Consider the following 18,580-nt stretch of genomic DNA (forward strand, 5'->3'; position numbering starts at 1 on the left):
ACCCGGTGGGTTGCTTGCTTGGCTAACTGTCAGATAACACGAGTGTTTTGGCTAAAACAAACAGCAGGTTCTCTATCTCGTTGATTCTTTTTTGTTGATTTATCATTAGCCGTGTCACAATCTGTGATTTTCCTGTGACATTGGATTCCTTGACCGGCGCGGTCGGAAAAATAGATGGTATTGCAGCGGGAAAAAGTACATATTGTTGCAAGACGGTTCGACCGTCACGAAATGCGCACCTTGAGTCGAGGTTTCCCCGTAATGAGCAAGATCACCTGCCCGGACGACGCAACGAAGGTCGGCACGACACTTGATCGCCAAGATACCAAAGCAGGTCCCACCGCGGACCCGTTCGTGAAGGACAACGCCCAGCTTCTGGACTACTTGAGCGCGATCCTCACCTCGCCCCAGCCCAAAATCAACCTGAACGACATCCCTTTCGACTACACCCCCGAAGAAACCACCCCGACCGGCAATCCCATTGTCGATGGCGTCATCCACTTCGGTTCCCAGCAGACCCGCAGCGACAACCGGCGCCTGAAGGCGGAAAACGACGCCTTGAAGATGAAGGTCGCCCGTCTGACCGCCCAGCTCAACGAGGCGGAGTGCACCCTCGATGCGGTGCTCTCTGAAAACGACGAGCTCAAGGTGATCGTCGCCCGGCTGCAGAGCCAGCTCGAAGCGCCCAGGGCGATCCGGCACGCCGAGCGTGAGGTGGTGGTGCCGGCGGTTGCCGAGGAAATCGTCGAACTCGTGCCGGAAGCCGCTGCCGGGCCGATCGAACCGGTTCTCGAGGCGGCGGTACCCGCGCCGGAGGCGGTGGCCCTGGAAGAGCCGCTCGAACTGGTCGAGGAAGCTCCGGAGGCTGGGGAGGAGGTGCTGGAGCCCGACGCGGAGGAGCTTTTCCCGGAAACCTTCACGGTCGCCGAACTGATGCCCAAACTGATGCCCGAACCGGTGCCCGAGCCGGCCCGAGAGCCGGACCTTGCCGCCGAACCAGCCCCGGCAGCCGGGGCTTTTGCCTTGGCTGCGGAAGTTCCAGAGCCGATCGTTGCCGTCGCTTCCGAGACCGTGCCGGAGTCGGGGGGGGATTTCTTTGCCCCCGGTGCGGCCCTGGCCGGGGCGCATTTCCGCTTCGAGAACCCGCCCACGGAGACGGAACCTGGAGATACCCGGCAAACCGCTGCCATCCACATCGGGGGTGAGCCGATAGCCGCCGCCCCGATCTCGGTGCCGTTGCCCCCGGAAGCCGACGCGCGCCCGGCGGTCGAAGTAAAGATCGTAGCGGAAGCTCCGGCGCCGCGGGTACTGGTCCCCCCGCCGCCCCAGCCGGAACCAACGCCCGAACTGAAAGCAGAACCCAAACCCGAGCGCAAGCCCGAACCCAAACCGGAGCTCAAGCCAAAAGAGCCGGCTCCCCGACCGGCGCCCAAGCTGGTGGCCCCGATTCCACCCCGCCCCAAAAACCCCCGCGTGATCCGCATCGAGGATGCCCCGCCGGCGGAACCGGGTGCCAAGCCCGCCGCTCCCAAGCCGGTGTTCCAGCCTTTCATCGAGGAAAAGCCCGCTCCTGCGCCGGAAGAGGCCACGCCGGAACCGGTGGTCCAGCCTGCAGCGACCGAGCCGGAGCCCCCGAGCCTCCAACTTCCCGACGGTGGCGAGGAGCCGGATATCGAGCCGGCACCGGTGACCAAGGTGGTCGCCAAAAAGCACATCGACAATTACCGGCAGATCCAGCAGGAAGCCGAAGCGGGTGAAGCCGGCGCCTCGCATGACATCATCGGTAAAGCATGATGGCATTGCGCGCCAAATCGTCTGCTTGAGCTTCCTGCCAATGTCATGACCCGGTTCTCCTTGTGAGTGCTCCCGTGACGCCACACTGTTGATATTGAGCATTAGTAAATGCTAAAATGATGGCGTGGGAGTCTAAATCCAACACAAGGAGGCACGTAGCCATGTTGGAAAAAGAAAGGGACGTTCAGAAAAGATCGGACCAGCCGCTGGATCAGTGGCGTAGGCAGTCGCCCTTTGCCGAAATGGACCGTCTCTTTGACGAAGTCTTCAAGCGCCCGTTCTTCTCGTTGATGTCCACTCGTACCGGAGGCGCCACCGACCAACTCTACCTGCCGGTCGACATCTTCGAAGATGGGGAATCCATCGTGGTCAAGGCGGAAATCCCCGGTATCCGGAAGGAAGATATCGACGTGCAGTTGACCCCGGACAGCATCACCATTTCGGGGCACCGGGACAGTGAAGAAAAGGTGGAGCGGAAAAATTATCTCCGGCTCGAACGTTCGCACGGCAGCTTCACCCGGCGTTTCGACCTTCCGGTCGAGACCTTGGTTGACAAGGCCCGCGCTACGTTCAAGGACGGTATCCTGGAGGTCCGGATACCGAAGAGCGAACATGCTCAGGAACGGGTAAGAAAGGTGACCATCGACTAACGCTTCCACACTGGCGCTGAGTTGAAGGCCGCGGCGAAATATCGCCGCGGCCTTTTTTGCATTTGAGGCAGCATCTCGCGGCAGCCGACCGGCCTGACCGGCCGACCGGCCTGATCGGTCGGATGGGTCGGATCGGTCGGATCGGTCGGATGAGCCCCCCCTTCGGTGAAACTTCTCTCGTTGAAAACACTCTCATGATCTGCTATTGGTAGGCAGCTTTGATTGCTGCAGCCGGTGACGTGACGCGATTCCAAACTGAGGAGGGGGTCATGACGGACAGGTCGAGGAAGGGGATCGGACGGAGGGATTTTCTCAAGGTCGGGCTGGTCGGTACCACCTCGGCCCTGTTGGGAGGGCGCGCCCTGGCCGAGGCGGCGGAGAGCCTCGCCGCGACCAAGCCGGCGCCGTTTCCGGAACCGGTCTACCGGACCCTGGGACGGACCGGGCTCAAGGTCAGCGTAGTCAGCTTCGGCGCCATGCTCACCCCGGAGCCGGAAGTGATCCGGGTCGCCCTGGAGCACGGGGTGAACTACGTCGACACCGCCCGCAAGTACATGAGCGGCAAGAACGAGGAGATCGTGGCCCGCGCCATCAAGGGGCGCCGCGACAAGGTCTTCCTGGCGACCAAGACCCTCCCGGATTCCAAAAGCCGCGCCGACATCGTCCGCGACGTCGAGGCCAGCCTCAAGGCACTCGGCACCGACCACATCGACGTGATCCAGCTGCACAACCTCACCGAACGGGACCGCATCTTCGTTCCCGAGACGCGGGAGGCGCTGCTCACCCTGAAAAAACAGGGGAAGGTGCGTTTCTTCGGCGTGACCACCCACAAAAATCAGGCCGAGGTGCTGAACGCCCTGGTGGATGACAAGGACCGCTTCTTCGACACCTGCCTGGTCGCCTACAACTTCAAGAGCGATCCGGTGGTAGGTGAGGCCATTGCCCGCGCCGCCGCGGCCGGGATCGGGATCGTCGCCATGAAAAGCCAGGCCGGCGGCTACCAGACCGACGCCCTGGGCAAGATCAGTCCTCATCAGGCCGCCCTGAAATGGGTGCTCCAGAATCCCCACGTCTCCAACGCCATCCCCGGCATCAAGGATATGTCCCAGCTTCGGGAAAACATCGCGGTCATGGGGATGTCCTTCAAGTACGCCGACCGCAGGATTCTGGAGCGCTATGCCGAGGCGGTCGAACCTTTCTACTGCAGCTTCTGCGGCTCCTGCGAAAAGGGGTGCCCGCGCGGCGTGGAGATCGGTACCGTCAACCGTGCCCTGATGTATGCCGAGGGGGGCTACCGCGATCACGCCCTGGCGCGGGCCACGTACGCCGAACTCTCCCCGTCGGCTAACGCCGCCTCTTGCGTCGACTGCGCCTCCTGCACCGCACGGTGCGTCAACGGCCTCGACATCCCCGTGAAAATGGACCGGGCGCGCCAGCTCCTGGGATAGGTGATTATGCGAATCCTTCCGAACCTGCTCCTACTGCTGCTTTTGATGGTTCCCGCTTTGGCGGCCGCGGCCGGGCCGACCGAGCTTCTCCCGGTGCCCGAGTGCGGACCCGACTGGAAGCTCGACGGCAAGACCGCCGCCTACGACAAGGAGAACCTTTCCGAGCATATCGACGGCGAGGCGGAGCTCTTCTTCCCGTACGGGTTCGAGTTCATGGCCTGCGCCCGGTTTAAGAAGGGGACGCGCTCCTTCGACCTCGAGGTCTACCGGATGGGCTCGCCCCTCGATGCCTACGGGATGTTCGCCAACTATCGTCCCGGTGAGGCCGCCCCCATCAGCACCGGGACCGAAGGGGCGGTGAGCGATGCCCAGCTCTTCTTCTACCAGGACCGTTATTTTGTCCGGCTCCAATCCACGGGCAATCCCGATGCCGGCAAGAGCGCCCTGTCCGCCTGCGCCCAAGCGGTTGCCAAGCGGCTGCCGATGGGGGGAGAGCCGCCCCGGGAGCTGCAGCTTCTAGCGATCCCCGAAGTGGTTGCCGGCAGCGTCCGTTACAGCGCGACGAGCCTGCTGGGTTACGACTTTTTCCCCAAGGGGATGATGGCCGACGCGCTGGTGGAGAAGGAACCGGCGCGGGTATTCGTTCTTTTCTGCGCCACCCCCGAGGCTGCGGCGCAGGCCCTTTCCGCGTACCGGGGCTACCTCAGGCAAAACGGGATCGAGCCTCCGGTGGAGGAAGAAGAGGGGGCCAAGGAGCTCCCGCTGATCACCCTGGATCCGCTGTACGGGCGGGTGCTCGTCCAGCAGGCGGGTCGCTACCTGGTGGGGATCGCCCGGGTGAAGGACGCCTCGGCGGGACTCCCGGTCCTGGAGAAGCTTAGGACGAAGGTGTTATCCAATAAACAATGAGACAATGAAACAATGAAACAATTCCTGTGGTTGGGCCGCTGTTCCTGTAGGAGCGACATTCCTGTCGCGATCCGCCGAAGGCGGTAACCGCGCTACCGGTCAATCGCGCCCGGAAGGGCGCTCCCCCAGGGTAATCCCTTCCTTCCTTCCTTCCTTCCTTTCTGTTCTTTTCCCCGTTGTTTCAACTCCAAAATATCCTCGGCCTGTCTTTATTAATCCAGCTTTTGTGATATGCACTGATGGTATTTTTGCCAATGCGGTCATTTTCTATGACAGTGGAGGGACTCATGCGACTTTCCTTGGTCGGGCTGGCCATGCTGCTCATTTTTGCCGCCACCGCAGCCTGGGCCGATTCGCCGCGGGTGGAACGGTTTTCGCCCACGGGGAGGGCCAAGGGGGTCCGGCAGGTCGCGGTCCTCTTCTCGGAGCCCATGACCACCTTCGGCGACCCGCGCAACGACAGTCCCTTCGATATCTCCTGCCCCGAAAAAGGTTCCGGCCGTTGGGTCGACGTCTCCAACTGGGTCTTCGACTTCGACCGGGACGTTCCCGCCGGGGTCTCCTGCCTCTTCACTCTCAAAGATGGTCTCAAGAGCGCCTCCGGCCTCCCGGTCGGCGGTGAACGGAGCTTCTCCTTCAGCACCGGCGGTCCCGGTATCCTCCACGCGCGTCCCTCCGACGGCAAGACCATCGAGGAGGATCAGATCTTCATCCTGGACCTGGACGGCGCGCCTGATGAGGCGTCGGTCCTTGGCAACGTGCGGTTTGCCGTCGAGGGGCTGGCCGAGCCGGTCGGCGCCGAGATCGTGAAGGGGACGGAGCGGGCCACCGTTCTCAAGGCCGCTGGCGAGAAGGACCTGGACACCACGTTGCTTTTGCGCTGCCGGCAGCGCTTTCCGAGCAAGGCCGCGGTGAAGCTGATCTGGGGCGCGGGGGTGCGCTCGGTCACCGGCCTGGTGTCCGACGAACAGGTCGTGAACTACACCGTACAGGATTCCTTCACCGTCACCTTCAAATGCGAGCGGACCCGTGCCGATGCCGCCTGCCTTCCCATGACCCCGATGCAGCTTCGCTTCTCGGCGCCGGTCCCGACCCCCCTGGCGCGCAAGATCGTCCTCAAATCCGGGAAACGGACCTATCGTCCCAAGGCGATCGCCGAAGACGAGGAGTCGACGGAGGAGAGCGCCACGGCTCTGCCGACGGTCCGGGCGGTCAAGTTCGAGGGGCCGTTTCCCGAGCACAAGTCGCTGAAGTTGGAGCTTCCCGCCGGCTTTGCCGACGAGGCGGGACGTCGCCCGGCCAACGCCGACAAGTTTCCCCTTAAGGTGACGACCGACGGCTATCCTCCCCTGGCGAAATTCGCCGCGCCCTTCGGCATCGTGGAATGGGGCGCCGATGCCGCCATTCCGGTCACCCTGCGCAACCTGGAGCCGAATGTGAAGGGGCGGCAGCTCTCCGCCCTTCCGGCACCGGCCGCTGAGGCCGCGGTGCCCGCCCAGCCGGCGGCAACCCCTGCCGAGGGGATCAAGGGGAAGACCCGGCGCCTGGACGACAGCCGCGAGGAGCAGATCATCCAGTGGCTGCGCAAGGTCCGGGAGGCCCGCCGGGAGAAGCCGCTTCTCAAGGGGGCGGGGGCGGATCGGATCGTGGTCCCCAAACCCAACGGGGAGAAGGCGTTCGAGGTGGTGGGGATCCCGGTCAAAAAACCGGGGTTCTATGTCGTGGAACTGGAAAGCCCCATCCTCGGGGCGGCGCTTTTGGAAAAGAAGCGGCCGATGTTCGTCTCCTCGGCGGCCTTGGTCACCAATCTTTCCGCCCATTTCAAGAAGGGGCACGAATCCTCCCTGGTGTGGGTCACCTCGCTGGATAAGGGAGAGCCGGTGGCCGGGGCCGCCGTCACGGTGCGCGACTGCAAGGGGAAGCTCTATTGGCGGGGAACTACCGACGCCGAAGGGATCGCGCGGATCGGCAAGAAGTTCCCGGAGCAGCTCCCGTACTGCTCCCAGGAGAAGGAGGCCGAGGAGGAAGAGGACTCCTACAGCGACAACAACGGCTCCATGCTGCAGGGAACCTCGGGCGGACTCTTCGTCTTTGCGCGCCGAAACGACGACCTGACCCTCGTCCACACCAGCTGGGACCGCGGCATCGAGAGCTGGCGCTTCAACCTCCCCGGTGCGGAGTACCGGGAGCACACCATCGCCCATACCGTTTTCGACCGGACCCTGGTGCGCGCCGGGGAGACGGTGCACATGAAGCACTTCATGCGCAACCATGTCATGAAAGGGTTCGCGCTGCGCAAGCCGTCCGAACTGCCGCAGGCGGTGGTGGTGCAGCACCGCGGCAGCGGGCAGACCTACGAATTCCCGCTTTCCTGGCACGCCGACAACAGCGCCGAGAGCACGATGACCGTTCCCAAGGGGGCGGAACTCGGCTTCTACGACGTCTATCTCACCCAAAAATCCACGGCTCCGGCGAATGGGGAAGAGTCCGATTCGCAGCGGGGCGGGAGCTATGTCGTTGGCTGGAATTCCGGATTCTTCCGGGTGGAGGCGTTCCGGGTCCCGCTCATGAGAGGGGTGGTCGAGCCGCCTAAGGAACCGGCGGTGAACGCCACCGCGGTCGACGTCGACCTCTACGTCGCCCATCTTTCCGGCGGCGGGGCCGGGGGGGCGCCGGTGAAGCTGCGGACCCGGGTCGCCCCGCGCTCGGTTCATTTCGATGACTACGAGGAGTACACCTTTGCCAACGGCAAGGTGCAGACCGGTGTGGTCAAGGAGGATTATCAGGACCCCGCTTCGGAGGGGGAGGAGCTCCGGGAGGATCTTTCCGGCACGCCGCAGTACCGAACCCAGGAGTTCGTGCTCGACAAGTCCGGCGCCTACCGGGCGCGCATCGGCGCGCTCCCCACCACTGCGTCGCCGCAGACTCTTCTCGCCGAGCTGGAGTTCCGCGACCCGAACGGGGAAATCCAGACCGTGACCGGACGGATTCCGCTCTGGTCCTCGAAGCTGCTGGTGGGCATCAAGCCGCAATCCTGGACCGCGTCGGGCGATTCTCTCGAGTTTTCCGCGCTGGTGCTGGATCTGAAGGGACGCCCGGTACCGGGGGCCAAGGTGGACGTGGAACTTTTCCGCCGGAAGAACTTCTCCCACCGCAAGCGCCTGGTCGGCGGCTTCTATTCCTACGAGCACGTGACCGAGACCAAGGGGCTCGGCGCCATCTGCTCGGGGACCACCGACGGCAAGGGGCTCCTCCACTGCAGCGGCAAGCCCGCCAGCTCCGGAAACCTCATCCTTCAGGCGACGGTGGTCGACGATGCCGGCAACGTCGCCTCCGCCAACCAGGACGTCTGGGTGGCGGGGAAGGATGAGTGGTGGTTCGAGACCGGCGACAGCGACCGGATCGACCTCCTGCCGGAGAAAAAGGCGTACGAGCCGGGCGAGGTGGCGAAGTTCCAGGTCCGCTCCCCGTTCCGCTCCGCAACCGTGCTGGTCGCGGTCGAGCGGGAAGGGGTGATCGAAGCGCACGTACAGCAGATCAGCGGCAAGCAGCCGATCGTCTCGGTCCCGATCAAGGGGAGCTATGCCCCCAATGTCTTCGTCTCCGCCCTCTGCGTTCGGGGCCGGCTCTCCGGAACCAAGCCGACCGCCCTCTTCGATCCGGGCAAGCCGTCCTATCGCCTGGGAATCGCGGAGGTCCGGGTGGGGAGCCTCGCTCACGAGTTGCAGGTGAAGGTGACCCCGGACCGCCCAAGCTACCAGGTGCGCGGCAAGGCGCAGATCGCCATCAAGGTGGTCCGGGCCGACGGCGGCAGGCTCCCCAAGGGGGCGGAGGTTGCGGTGGCCGCGGTGGACGAAGGGCTCCTGGAGCTCATGCCCAACAACAGCTGGAAGCTCCTGGAGGCGATGCTGGGGCGCCGCGGCTACGAGGTCGAAACCGCGACCGCCCAGACCCAGGTGGTCGGGCGGCGCCATTTCGGCCTGAAGGCACTTCCCGCCGGTGGCGGCGGGGGGATGCGCTCGGCGCGCGAGCTCTTCGATACGCTTTTGGCCTGGAAGGGGCGGGTCAAGCTGGACGAGAACGGCGAGGCGACGGTCGAGATCCCGCTCAACGACTCCCTCACCAGCTTCGCCGTGGTGGCGGTCGCCGATGCCGGTCCCTCGCTCTTCGGCACCGGACGCACCACGATCCGCACCACCCAGGACCTGATGGTCCTCTCGGGACTTCCGCCGGTGGTCCGGCAGGGGGACTGGCTGACGGCGCTTTTCACGGTCCGCAACGCCTCGAATCGGGCCATGTCGGTTTCGGTTGCCGCGCGTCCCTCCTGGGAGCCGGAGGGCGCCCGGGCGCCAGTTGCGGTAGAGCTTGCGCCGGGCGAGGCGAAGGAGCTTTCCTTCCCCGTGGAGGTTCCCGGCGGCATAGAAAAGGCGACCTGGGAGGTGCGGGCCCGGGAGGAAAAGGGGCCCGAGAGCGACACGATCAAGGTCACCCAGCAGGTGCTCCCGGCGGTCCCGGTCCAGGTCTACCAGGCGACGCTGGCCCAGGTGGACCGGTCGTACCAGGTCGGGGTGCGCCGTCCCGAGCAGGCCCTCAAAGGGCGCGGCGGGCTCAACGTCACCCTGCGTCCGAAACTGGCCGGCGGGCTGGACGGGGTGACCCGGTACATGCGCAACTATCCCTACAGTTGCATGGAACAGATGGTTTCCCGCGCCATTGCCCTTAAGGACGACGCGCTCTGGAAGCAGGTCCTGAAGGTGCTTCCGTCGTACCTTGATTCCGACGGACTGGTGCGCTATTTCCCCTCCTCCTGGCTCAACGGCAGTCCCACCCTCACCGCGTACCTTCTTTCCATTACCAACGCGGCCGGGCGGGAGTTGCCGGTGGCGCAGACAAATAAGATGCTGGAGGGACTGCGGCTGTTCGTGGAAGGAAAGATCCGGCGGGAGAGCGCCTTTCGCACCGCGGACCGATCCCTCCAGAAACTTGCGGCGATCGAGGCGCTGGGGCGCCGGGGGCGGGCGAGTAACGATCTGGTTGCGACGGTGACCATCGAGCCGAAGTTCTGGCCGACCTCGGCCCTTCTCGACTGGCTGAGCATCCTGAAAACGACCAGGGACATCCCGAACCGAAGCCAGCGGCTGAAGGAGGCCGGTGAGCTGCTTCGGTCCCGGCTCAACCTTCAGGGGAGCGCGCTGACCTTCTCGACCGAGCGTTCCGACGAGCTCTGGTGGCTCATGGTTTCCACCGATGCCAATGCGGTGCGCGCCCTCCTTACCCTGCTGGACGAGGAAGGGTGGCAGAAGGATCTGCCCCGGCTGGCGCGGGGCGCGGTGGCCCGCCAGACGCGGGGACACTGGGAGACGACCGTTGCCAATGCCTGGGGGGTAGTGGCGCTGGATGCCTTCTCCAAAAAATTCGAAGCCGCGCCGGTGGCCGGGGCCACCACGGCCGAGTTGGCCGGGACCCGCAAGACGGAGGACTGGGGCAAGGACAAGAAAGGGAAGACCCTAAGCTTCGGGTGGCCGGACAAGGCGGCCACCCTGGTGCTGCAGCACGAAGGCTCGGGCAAGCCGTGGGCGACGGTGCTGAGTCTCGCCGCGATCCCGCTCAAGGAACAGGTTTCCAGCGGCTACCACATCAAGAAGAGCGTCGTGGCCGTGGAGCGGCGGATCAAGAACCGCTGGAGCCGCGGCGACGTGGCCCGGGTGCGCCTGGAGATCGATGCGCAAAGCGACATGACCTGGGTGGCGGTGAGTGACCCGATCCCGGCGGGAGCGACCATCCTCGGCTCGGGACTGGGCCGCGACTCCGACCTCTTGACCGCCGGGGAAAAGAACCGCAGCTGGCCGGTCTTTGACGAGCGCGGCCTCGACACCTACCGCGCCTACTATGAGTTCGTTCCCAAAGGAAAGCTGGTGGTCGAGTACACGGTCCGCTTCAACAACGAAGGGAAATTCCGGCTGCCCCCGACCCGCGTCGAGGCCCTCTACCTGCCGGAGATGTTCGGTGAGTCCCCGAACGCCGCGGTATGGGTGGAGAAATAGCATGCGCCCCGTGTCAGGAGATAGATCCGTTTGGAGAAAATGGCGCCCCGTCAAACGGTGGGAGCGCCTTTCCAGGCGCGAATACCATGCCCAAATCACGGAAGCCGCCGCCCGAAATCGAGGCTGTTTCGATCTCAGATGGCAAGTCACTGCCATCCTGCTGCTCCTCTTGTCCACCATATCGGCCCAGGCCGCTCTCCTTCCCACCTTCTCTGAGGTCCAGAAAGCCCACCGCCGCTCCGACGTGCTTATCCTGGACCGCCACGGTGAGCTGATCCACGAACTCCGCGTCGACAAGACCGGCCGCCGCCTGGAATGGACCAAACTGAAGGATGTCTCGCCGGCGTTGGTGAAGGCGGTCCTGCAATCGGAAGACCGGCGCTTCTATGAGCATGGCGGGGTGGATTGGAAGGCGGTGGGTGCGGCGCTCATCGACCGGTTCTTCGGCTCCAAGACCCGCGGTGCCAGCACCATCAGCATGCAGGTGGCGGTGATGGTGCAGCGGGGTGGCCGGCCGTTGGGGCACAAGACGTTCCGGCAGAAATGGGACCAGATGGCGGCGGCCCGCGAGCTGGAAAAGAGCTGGAAAAAGGACGAGATCCTCGAGGCATACCTGAACCTGGTGAGTTTCCGAAGCGAGCTCCAGGGGATCGCCGCCGCCTCGCGCGGCTTGTTCGGGAAGGAGCCATCCGGTCTGGACCTGAAGGAGTCCTGCACCCTGGCGGCACTGATCCGATCCCCCAATGCCCTTCCCGCCGTCGTGGGGCAGCGGGCAGCTCTTCTGGCGCAATCGCTATCACCCGGCGAGCCAGGCGAGGCCTACCGTCGCACGGCGATCGACGCGCTCTCCCGTCCCTACCGGCTGCGTCCCTACCTTGCGCTCGCTCCCCAGGTGGCGAAGATCCTGACCGCCGGCGCGGGGCAGGGGGAGCTGTCGGCGCAGACCATCAATTCGACCCTGGATCTGCGCCTGCAACGCTTTGCCCTCCAGTCGCTGCGCCAGCAGTTGGATCTTTTGCAAGGAAGGCACGTGGGGAACGGGGCGGTCCTGGTGGTGGACAATGCAACGGGAAACATCCTGGCCTATGTCGGGAACTCCGGCGACAGCCAGGTGGACGGGATCGTTGCCAAGCGGCAGGCGGGTTCGACGCTGAAGCCGTTTCTCTACGGCCTGGCCCTGGAAAAGCGGTTGCTCACCACCGCCTCGGTCCTGGACGACACCCCCTTGCACATTTCAACCGAACGCGGCATCTACATGCCTCACGATTACGACCACCGTCCGCGCGGCCCGGTTACCGTCCGCACCGCGCTCTCCGCCTCGCTCAACATTCCGGCGGTTCGGACTCAATTGCTGGTGGGGACCGAGCCTTTCGCGGACCGGTTGCGGCGCGTCGGCTTCGACCTGCGCCGTTCCGCCGAGTTCTACGGCTTTTCCCTGGCACTGGGCACCGCGGATGTCTCGCTCAAGGAGCTGGTCAACGCCTACCGCTGCATCGCCCGCGGCGGCATCGTGAGCCCGCTGCACCTCACCCCCGGGCACTCCGGCCGGACCCTCCGGGCCATGGACCCCAAGGTCGCCTACCTCGTCTCCGACATCCTCTCCGACCCCGGCTCCCGAAGCGTCACCTTCGGGCTGGACAACCCGCTTACCACCCGCTACTGGACCGCGGTCAAGACCGGGACCAGCAAGGACATGCGGGACAACTGGTGCATCGGTTTCTCGCGCCGCTACACCGTCGGCGTTTGGGTCGGGAACCTGTCCGGGGACCCGATGTGGAACGTCTCCGGCGTTTCCGGAGCGGCGCCGGTCTGGCTGGAGGTGATGAACTACCTGCACGGCAACGTCCGGAGTGCTCCACCGCCGCGGCCGCGCGGTGTGGTGGCGGCCCGGGTCCCTGCCGGCCATGGGGAAGCTGAGAGAGGCGAGCTTTTCCTCGCCGGGACCGAGCCCCCCTCCGTGCCCGCGGCGCGACCGGCCGGGGAAGCCTGGCACATTGCCCGGATCGCCTATCCCCCTGACGGGACCATCATCGTCATCGATCCGGACATCCCGGAGCCGAACCAGCGGGTGTTTTTCGAGACCGAAAATGAGGCGCCGGGGCTCAAATGGAGGCTCAACGGGGAGCTGCTGCCGCCGGGTGAGGAGGGACGACGCTGGGCGCCGCGGGTGGGAAGGTATGAGCTGGCCCTGGTGGACAACGGGGGGAAGGTGCAGGATGCGGTGTCGTTTGAGGTGAGAGGGCAAAATCAATGAGCAATGAACAGCCGATTAGCGTCAATCGTCATACCAGGGGACCGGTACCTCCCTCTCCCTCTGGGAGAGGACCGGGGTGAGGGGCGTTGCCGCAAAGAACCTTTCCTCACCCGCCTTCCGGGCACCCTCCCCCGAAGGGAGAGGGGATCACATGAGAATGAGCCTAATCAGCTTCCTCATTGTTTAGATGGCGTAGCAGTCAAAGCCGCTCAGGTTGTCCAGGTTCTGCTTCAGGGATTCGGCGATGGCGGGGGAGGGGGGGAGGCCGCCGACTCCTTTCAGCCAGAAACGGTCCTCAACCGTCTCGCCGATGGTTTCGATGTTCATCTTTACCGGAAAGAGGCACTTCAGACTGAAGAAGTCCAGCAGGTCGCGCAGGAAGCCGGTCCGGTCCACGGCCCATATTTCCACAAAGATGCTCCCCTCTTCGCGGTGCGGGTTGATGCGGTAATCCTGAAGGGCGATCTTCGGGGCGGTCTGGTGCAGCGGGTGCTCCTTACGGGCCAGCGACAGGTAGTTGAGTTCCAGGATCTGCTGTTCCGGTTTCCCGGAGGTGATTTCAAAGTTGGAACGCCAGGAGATGTTGGTGGCCTTTTCGGCGTCGGCGCGCACGATGTCGATGCCGTTTTCGGCGAGGCCGGCGGCAAGTCTTCCGGTCCAGCCTGGGGTGAGGTACCCGTGCAGGGAAAGGTTGTAGCAGGATGGCCGGTAGGCGATCGGCTGGATGTCCACCATGGTTTCACCGGGGGCGGGGGTGTTCGGGGCGGTGATCGGTTTTTTCATTGATCTGGTCGGGACCATGCAACCTCCTCGCTGCTGGGACAGCTGCGCTGCTGTCGAATTTTTGGGCAACTGTGCCTGATGATTATGCTTTCTGGGGCTGGTGCCGGCGGCTGGGCGGATGGGCGCAGGCGCCTTGCCGCTGGCAAGGGAGCGAATATGCGTCGCTTTTGCCGGTAGTGCCGGGGGGGCATGGAAAGCTTCCGCCAGGACAGAGGGGGATAGTGCAGGAAGGATACCGAAGAGATCATCGTGAAAGGAATGGCGTTCTTCGTACAAGTGACGAGGAGCGACCTTTCTCTGTGGGAGCGCCATTCCTGGCGCGAACCGCCGGAGGCGGTGACAACGATAGTGGCTGATCTCCCAGGGAAATGGGCTCCCAAGGGGGGCAACTACTTGCTTATTTCAAGGCAGTCGATCGCGACAGGAATGTCGCTCCTACCGGTGAGGGTGAATCCGTGCGGTAGGAGCGGGATTGCTGCCGCGATTTGTTTTTTGCTTTACGGCTGCGCCGTTCGCGCCTGGAAAGGCGCTCCCACAGTAGGGGCGGGGTCTCAATCCGGAAAGAGATCATCGTGAAAGGAATGGTGTTCTTCGTACAAGTGACGAGGAGCGACCTTTCTCTGTGGGAGCGCCATTCCTGGCGCGAACCGCCGGAGGCGGTGACAACGATAGTGGCTGATCTCCCAGGGAAATGGGCTCCCAAGGGGGGCAACTACCTTGCTTATTTCAAGGCAGTCGATCGCGACAGGAATGTCGCTCCTACCGGTGAGGGTGAATCCGTGCGGTAGGAGCGGGATTGCTGCCGCGATTTGTCTTTTTGCTTTACGGCTGCGCCGTTCGCGCCTGGAAAGGCGCTCCCACAGTGGCTGCTCGGTCTCAATTCGGAAAGCATAGGCCGTGGTTGTTTACAGCCCTGGTAATCCTGCCACTGTCACAGGCCTGGTGCGTCTGTCACAGCCATTGCTGCAAAATTCTCAAAATGCTAAATTGTAGGAAGATTGGGTTGGAATGCGATGTACTGAAGGGAGGAGGGGCGCTACCAGCTGCCGATTGATCCGACTGTGTTGAGGCAGGTCATGGATCGGGAAGAAAAATCAGAAGAATTACCGGTCATCATCCACACCGAACGACGTTCGCGGCGCTCGGAGGAACTCTCCAGCGAGGAGATCATGCAGATCCTTCGCGATAGGGGGAGAGCCCGGGCCGCACGCCGGAACGTGATCGACGTAGATTAGCTGTGACGATCAGGCGTGGGAGGCGTAGGAAACCATCTTCGCCGCAACTTCCATCGCCGGAACATGGTACTTCCCGGACTCAATCAGCGCCTTGAGCTTCGCCAACCGCTCCGGGGAGGCTTCTTTGGGCGCCTCCGTTTCCGCGACCTTCAAGCTTTTCTTGGAAAGCTCCACCTTGTCGGTGGCCTTTTGTGCGTCGGCGCGCTGTGCTGCGGCGGCAGCCTCGTGTTTATCGGCTGCTACTGTCTGCACCGGCTGGACGTTGCTTCCTGCTGCGATCTCTGCGACTTTCATGACGGAATCCCTCCCCCTGCTGCCGGCTGCATCGTGCAGCCCCATCTGTGCGAATTATAAAGGTTGTCGCCACCGGCTGTCACCTGTTTCTTCCGGCTGATCCGTTTCGTGCTGCGGCGGCGGTTCCTGGTCCTTCATCCGCTGGGGGAGTATTCCGTTGGGCGCGGTCAGCGCCTGCGCCATTAGGCTGAGCTTTCCCCCTGCTGGCCATCACCATGCAACACGTGTTCCCATTCGTGTTTCAATTTGTCCGGTTCCGGCGTGATGCCCTGCAAAAGAAGGTAGAGTCGTTCCTCTTCTTCCTCGGTCAGGAGGAACTTTACCCCCACCATCGAGTAGAAAGAGTGGATTACCTCGGCATACATAAGTAGCGGTTTTTCCGCGTCCTCGGGGTGGATCTCCACCGTGCAGCGATCGCCGGGGGTGACCATTAATCCTTCGTTGGCACTTACCAGTGCGCCTTGTAAAGAAATATTTCCGAGCCTCCCCTCGTAGGTGAGGTTGTTACAGGTCAAAAGGGCCGGGGCGGTATAGGTCATTCGGTGAAATCGCCGAAGCTCCATGGAGGACTCCTTGCTCTGGTATGGTCGATGATCCGCTCTGTGGCTGGGATTTTACCCCAATTGCCCGCAAGATTAAAAGAGAAATTTAGAGGTTCTCGTTAAGACACGATGATGGTTATATAGCGGAATCGGTATGTCTCCCTGCGCCTTTTTCCGTTTCCGGTGGTCCCGGTGTCGCGGATGGCTACAAGCTGCCCAAATCTGTGCGAAAAAAGATCAACCGGTGCAGGATTGGGACAGGCGGGCTTGCGGGCCGAGGCGTCCTTTTTACGTTGACTTCAAAGCGCAGGTGATGTATTAAGTGGCGTTTCGCGGGAACGCCGTCTCGGCAGCCCGGCGTCGGGCCGCGGAAGGCGTTCGTCAATCAGCTGCAGGGGGAAGAGGATTGGGCATGGAAGACAAGATCAGGGTGTTCAGCGGCAATTCGAATCCGGCACTGGCAGAGAAGATCTGTGCTGCGCTGGGGGTTCCGCTCGGTAAGGCGAAGGTAAAGACGTTCTCCGACGGTGAAATCATGGTGGAGATCGGCGAGAACGTGCGCGGCAGGGACATCTACGTGGTCCAGTCCACCTGCGCTCCCACCAACAACAACCTGATGGAGCTCCTGATCATGATGGATGCGCTGAAGCGTGCTTCGGCGGCGACCATCACCGCGGTGATCCCGTACTACGGCTACGCCCGCCAGGACCGCAAGGCCGCTCCGCGTACCCCGATCACTTCCAAGCTGGTCGCCGACCTGGTCACCACCGCCGGCGCCGACCGCGTGGTCACCATCGACCTGCATGCGGGGCAGATCCAGGGCTTCTTCAACATCCCGGTGGATAACCTCTATGCCGCCCCGGTTCTGCTGGCTCACCTGAAGAGCCGCTTTGCCGACGAGATCGCGAACCTGGTCATGGTTTCCCCGGATGCCGGCGGGACCGAGCGCGCCCGCGCCTTTGCCAAGCGGCTCGGCTGCACCCTGGCCGTGATCGACAAGCGGCGCACCAGCCCCAACGTCGCCGAGATCATGCACCTGATCGGGGACGTCAAAGGGAAGTCGGCGATCATCCTCGACGACATGGTCGACACCGCCGGCACCCTGACCCAGGCCGCCCAGGCCCTCAAGGACCACGGCGCCACCAACGTCTACGCCGCCGCCACCCACGGCGTCCTCTCCGGTCCGGCCATCGACCGCATCAACGCGTCGGTCATCGAGAAGGTGGTCATCACCGACACCGTGCCGCTGGCCGAGAAGGAAGCCAAAACCGACAAGATCCGCGTCCTTTCGGTCGCCGATCTTTTGGCGGAAGCCATTCGCAGGATTCACGAAGACGAATCGGTCAGTTCGCTCTTCGTCTAGTCTTTGATAGATCTACGGATTTAAATTCTGAAATTGCATCGGAGGATGTATGAGCAAGACGCTTACTGTTGAACTGAGAGAGAAAACCGGGAAAGGGATCAGCCGCCGCCTGCGCACCGAAGGCAAAGTGCCGGCTGTCGTATATGGCAAAGGGATGGAGCCGGTTCCCGTCACCCTCAACCTGAAGGAATTCACCGAAGCGGTCGCCGGCGTCGGCGGGCGTAACCACATCCTGACCGTCAGCGGCGGCGGCGCTCTCAATGGCGAGAACGTCATCGTAGCCGACCTGTACCAGGACTGCATCAAAGGGACCGCGCTCCACGTCGACCTGCACCGCATCAACCTGGCCGACAAGGTGAAGGTCCACGTCCGCCTCAACCTGGTCGGGACCTCCGTCGGCGTGAAAGGCGGCGGCTTCCTCGACTTCGCCTGCCACCAGATCGAGGTCGAGTGCCTCCCGGTCCACATTCCGGAGAAGATCAACGTCGACATCACCGAGCTCAACATCGGCCACTCCATCCACGTCGGCGACATCGTCGCCCCGGTCGGCTCGGTCATCCTCACCGACCCGAGCACCCCGGTGGTCAGCATCCTCGGCCGTAAAGCCGGCGACGTCGAAGAGGCTGCTGCTCCGGCTGAATAATTTCCACTTATGCCAAAACTGATCGTGGGGCTGGGGAATCCCGGCCCGCAATACTCATGGACCCGCCACAACGCGGGTTTCATGGTTTTAGACCGCCTCTCCAGCCAGGCCGGTATCCCGATCACCAAGAAGGCCTTCTCCGGCCTTTGCGGTGACGGGAACTGGCTCGGGGAGAGGCTCTTCCTTCTCAAGCCGCAGACCTTCATGAACCTTTCCGGGCGGTCGGTTGCCGAGGCGCTGCGCTTCTACAAACTGTCGCTTTCGGACCTCATCGTCATTCACGACGACCTCGACATCCCCTTTGGAAAGCTGAAGTTGAAGGAAGGGGGAGGGCACGGCGGCCACAACGGCCTGCGCTCCCTGGGGCAGGAACTCGGTTCCGCGAACTTCGTCCGGGTCCGGGTCGGCATCGGGCGTCCGGTGCACGGCGACACGGTGAACTACGTCCTGCAGAACTTCGCCAAGAACGAGATGGATTCGCTTTTGGGTATCCTGGACGGGGCCATCGATGCGATCGAGATGATCATGAAGGAAGGGCTCCCCAAGGCGATGAGCATCTTTCACGCGAAGGATTACGCGTAGCGGATCTGCCTTCTTTTGAAATGAAAAACCCTGTAATAT

At 63.3% G+C, this 18,580-nt stretch carries 13 protein-coding genes; 10 read left to right on the forward strand and 3 right to left on the reverse strand.

The features are described 5' to 3' along the window. Window positions 1-261: 261 nt before the first annotated feature. From JFN93_RS01880 to pbpC, 6 genes are all read left to right on the forward strand, one after another. Window positions 262-1,794, forward strand: coding sequence for a hypothetical protein (locus JFN93_RS01880; protein ID WP_199382296.1), 1,533 nt, complete (start codon window positions 262-264; stop codon window positions 1,792-1,794). A 161-nt stretch (window positions 1,795-1,955) separates the two neighbouring features. Then, window positions 1,956-2,444: an Hsp20/alpha crystallin family protein gene (locus tag JFN93_RS01885; RefSeq protein ID WP_199382297.1), complete on the forward strand. Its 489-nt coding sequence runs from the start codon at window positions 1,956-1,958 to the stop codon at window positions 2,442-2,444. A 269-nt stretch (window positions 2,445-2,713) separates the two neighbouring features. Then, the gene (locus JFN93_RS01890) at window positions 2,714-3,892 is read left to right on the forward strand and encodes an aldo/keto reductase (protein ID WP_199382298.1); all 1,179 of its coding nucleotides are present in this window, start codon (window positions 2,714-2,716) and stop codon (window positions 3,890-3,892) included. A gap of 6 nt (window positions 3,893-3,898) precedes the next feature. Further along, the gene (locus JFN93_RS01895) at window positions 3,899-4,801 is read left to right on the forward strand and encodes a DUF6599 family protein (RefSeq protein WP_199382299.1); all 903 of its coding nucleotides are present in this window, start codon (window positions 3,899-3,901) and stop codon (window positions 4,799-4,801) included. Between the two features lie 287 nt (window positions 4,802-5,088). Beyond that, a complete protein-coding gene (locus tag JFN93_RS01900; RefSeq protein WP_199382300.1) occupies window positions 5,089-10,845 on the forward strand; it encodes an alpha-2-macroglobulin family protein in 5,757 nt (1,918 codons plus the stop codon). A gap of 169 nt (window positions 10,846-11,014) precedes the next feature. Further along, entirely contained in the window at window positions 11,015-13,099 is a 2,085-nt protein-coding gene (pbpC, locus tag JFN93_RS01905) for a penicillin-binding protein 1C (protein WP_199382301.1), read from the forward strand. Window positions 13,100-13,282: 183 nt separating this feature from the next. Here pbpC and JFN93_RS01910 read toward each other — a convergent pair whose 3' ends face one another. Next, window positions 13,283-13,900: an ACT domain-containing protein gene (locus tag JFN93_RS01910; protein ID WP_199382302.1), complete on the reverse strand. Its 618-nt coding sequence runs from the start codon at window positions 13,898-13,900 to the stop codon at window positions 13,283-13,285. A gap of 1,058 nt (window positions 13,901-14,958) precedes the next feature. On the opposite strand from JFN93_RS01910, the gene JFN93_RS01915 reads away from it, so the two are divergent. Beyond that, a complete protein-coding gene (locus JFN93_RS01915) occupies window positions 14,959-15,117 on the forward strand; it encodes a hypothetical protein (RefSeq protein ID WP_199382303.1) in 159 nt (52 codons plus the stop codon). A 9-nt stretch (window positions 15,118-15,126) separates the two neighbouring features. On the opposite strand, the gene flgM is transcribed toward JFN93_RS01915, so the two are convergent. Next, complete coding sequence (flgM, locus tag JFN93_RS01920; RefSeq protein WP_199382304.1) at window positions 15,127-15,411, reverse strand: flagellar biosynthesis anti-sigma factor FlgM; 285 nt, start codon at window positions 15,409-15,411, stop codon at window positions 15,127-15,129. A gap of 182 nt (window positions 15,412-15,593) precedes the next feature. After that, entirely contained in the window at window positions 15,594-15,974 is a 381-nt protein-coding gene (locus JFN93_RS01925; RefSeq protein ID WP_199382305.1) for a PilZ domain-containing protein, read from the reverse strand. A gap of 391 nt (window positions 15,975-16,365) precedes the next feature. Here JFN93_RS01925 and JFN93_RS01930 point away from each other — a divergent pair, with 391 nt between their 5' ends. From JFN93_RS01930 to pth, 3 genes are read left to right on the forward strand one after another with little or no spacing between them, the layout of a single operon-like run. After that, window positions 16,366-17,316 (forward strand): ribose-phosphate pyrophosphokinase, encoded by a 951-nt coding sequence (locus tag JFN93_RS01930; RefSeq protein WP_199382306.1) that lies wholly within the window; start codon window positions 16,366-16,368, stop codon window positions 17,314-17,316. A 49-nt stretch (window positions 17,317-17,365) separates the two neighbouring features. After that, window positions 17,366-17,959, forward strand: coding sequence for a 50S ribosomal protein L25 (locus tag JFN93_RS01935; protein ID WP_199382307.1), 594 nt, complete (start codon window positions 17,366-17,368; stop codon window positions 17,957-17,959). A gap of 9 nt (window positions 17,960-17,968) precedes the next feature. Further along, window positions 17,969-18,541 carry an aminoacyl-tRNA hydrolase gene (pth, locus tag JFN93_RS01940; protein ID WP_199382308.1) on the forward strand — a complete coding sequence of 191 codons (573 nt, stop codon included), beginning with the start codon at window positions 17,969-17,971 and terminating at the stop codon, window positions 18,539-18,541. The last annotated feature ends 39 nt before the right edge of the window (window positions 18,542-18,580 follow it).

This window comes from Geomesophilobacter sediminis, assembly GCF_016458275.1.
GTDB lineage: Bacteria > Desulfobacterota > Desulfuromonadia > Geobacterales > Geobacteraceae > Geomesophilobacter > Geomesophilobacter sediminis.